Raw genomic sequence first — 2,306 nt, forward strand, 5'->3', positions numbered from 1 at the left:
GGCGTGGCCTATTCCGCCTCCATCGGCGGAATGGCCACGCCGGTGGGCACGCCGACGAACCTGATCGCGATGGGCTGGCTGACCGAGAATGCCGGCGTGGCGATCAGCTTCCGCGAGTGGATGGGGATTGGCCTGCCGATGGTGGGGCTGATGCTGCCGGCGGCCTGGCTCGTGCTGACCTGGGGGCTGAAATCCAGCCCCGAAGGCGCCGAAGCGGCGAGCGCGGAAATCCGCACACAGCGCAATGCGCTGGGCGCGATCACGCGGCCGGAAACGCGGGTGGCGATCACCTTTGCCTTCATCGCCTCGGCCTGGATTTTCCGGGAACAGCTGATCCATGTGCCGGGCCTTGCCGGACTGACCGATACCGGCATCGCAATCATGGGCGCCATCGCGATGTTTCTGGTGCCGCATGGCGACGCGGCCTCGAAAGCGGCGGGCAAGAGCTTCGCCCTGCTGGACTGGGATGATGGCAAAGCGATCCCCTGGGACGTGGTATTGCTGTTCGGCGGCGGCCTGTCACTGGCGGCGGCGGTGCAGGCGTCCGGCCTGGCCGGATGGCTCGGCAATTCGCTGGCGGGCCTGGCGGCATTGCCGCCCATCGTGCTGGTGTTGATCATCGTGGCGTTCATCATCTTCCTGACGGAAGTGATGTCGAACGTGGCGGCGATGACGACGTTCCTGCCGGTGCTTGGCGCGCTGGCGGCGGCGACGGGCATCGATGTGAAGACCCTCGTGATCCCATGCGCCATGGCGGCCTCTTGCGCCTTCATGCTGCCGATTGCGACCGGCCCGAATGCGGTCGTGTTCGGGACGCGGCAGTTAAGCATCGGGCGGATGGCGAAGACGGGGCTCTGGCTCAATCTCGCCTGTATCGGGATCGTCACCCTCTTTTTTGGACTTTGAACGAAACGAAACCGTCATAAAACTTCCATAGAGACGGATTAATGCCTGCCCTTGCAGGAGCGCGGATTCGCAGGACGCGGGGCCGGAAGCATTCAAGGACCCGGACATGAACCGCCCCGTCCTCCTCGCTTGCGCAGCGCTCGCTCTTGCCGCGCCGGTTGCCTCGGCCGAGAACCAGGTCTGGACGCAGATCGACCTCGCGGCGAAGCCGGCAGAAGGCTCCAAGTTCGAGTTTGGGATGAATGCGGAGCTGCGCTACCAGCCGGACGGCGAACTCGACGCGGTCGAGCTGCGTCCCGGATTGACCTATGAGCTGCGGGGCGGGCTGAGCGTCAGCGGCGGCTATCTCTACGCAGTGAACCGGCGCGCCGGGCCGGACAGGAAGGAACACCGGCTGTGGCAGATGGTGGGCTATGATCTGTTCAAGGTTGGCGAGGGCAAGTTCTCAGGCCGTTCGCGCGTCGAAGAGAGGTGGCGTGAGGAAACGAGCGGAACGGGCTGGCGGCTGCGCCAGCAGTTTGCCTATGCCCATCCGATTGGAGAGACGGGACTGACCCTGTCACTTAGCGACGAGGCGACCATAGGCCTGAACACGACTGACTGGGGCAGCGCAAGCGGCCTGCAGGAAAACCGCGCGAGAGCGACTGCGAAATGGAAAGCAGCTGGCGCGGGCTGGGAACTCGGTTATCTCAACCAGTTCCGCAACGGTGTGAACGGCGCGGCGGACGAGACAAACCACCATATCTTCGCAGGCGTCTCGAAAGACTTCTGAACTTGCGTTCAAAGAAAAAGCGCGCCCCGTTGCCGGGACGCGCCTCTTTAGTTTGCCGCTGAGGCAGCCGCGCGAACGCGGCGCCAGCAGCTGCTGGCCTAAGCCAGTTCGATCGTGCTCACGGCAACTTTGCCGGAGCGCTGATCTTTGGCCGTGTCAAAATTGACTTTCTGGCCTTCGTTCAGGGTCGCGATGCCCGAGCGCTCAAGAGCGGTGACGTGAACGAACACGTCGTTGCCACCGTTTGCAGGCGCGATGAAGCCGAAGCCTTTTTGGCTATTGAAGAATTTCACAGTACCGTTCGTCATAGAAGTAAGTCTCATATAGGTTTGTAGGCTGACAATGCGCCAGCCCTTGCATATCGAATTTTGGAGAGGTTGTCTGAAACTGCACCCTTTCGGGAGCTGCGCCTGAGTGGCCGGCCAATGTCGATACCGGGCATATGCGCCCCTCACCCCGCAATTGCAAGTTATTTATCTGCAGGGTTCCGCAGCGCGCGACAGCAAAGCAGGAGGCGGCGGCCGGATCGCCTGCATTACCGAGGCGTCTGGCCGGATCCCTGGCCGGATATCTGGCCGGATATCTGGCCGGATATCTGGCCGAAATATCTGGCCGAAATATCTGGCCG

At 62.7% G+C, this 2,306-nt stretch carries 3 protein-coding genes; 2 read left to right on the top strand and 1 reads right to left on the bottom strand.

The genetic code is table 11. The features are described 5' to 3' along the window. Both WEA77_RS14820 and WEA77_RS14825 read left to right on the top strand, forming a co-directional pair. Positions 1 to 906 (top strand): SLC13 family permease (locus tag WEA77_RS14820; protein WP_368068646.1); only part of this gene is annotated, 906 nt, incomplete at its 5' end. 106 nt (positions 907 to 1,012) lie between these two features. Continuing rightward, positions 1,013 to 1,678: a DUF2490 domain-containing protein gene (locus WEA77_RS14825; RefSeq protein WP_368068647.1), complete on the top strand. Its 666-nt coding sequence runs from the start codon at positions 1,013 to 1,015 to the stop codon at positions 1,676 to 1,678. A gap of 98 nt (positions 1,679 to 1,776) precedes the next feature. Here WEA77_RS14825 and WEA77_RS14830 read toward each other — a convergent pair whose 3' ends face one another. Then, positions 1,777 to 1,986 carry a cold-shock protein gene (locus WEA77_RS14830; RefSeq protein ID WP_291203632.1) on the bottom strand — a complete coding sequence of 70 codons (210 nt, stop codon included), beginning with the start codon at positions 1,984 to 1,986 and terminating at the stop codon, positions 1,777 to 1,779. Positions 1,987 to 2,306 lie beyond the last annotated feature (320 nt).

This window comes from Hyphomonas sp. (genome assembly GCF_040882205.1).
In the GTDB taxonomy this organism is placed as follows: Bacteria; Pseudomonadota; Alphaproteobacteria; order Caulobacterales; family Hyphomonadaceae; genus Hyphomonas.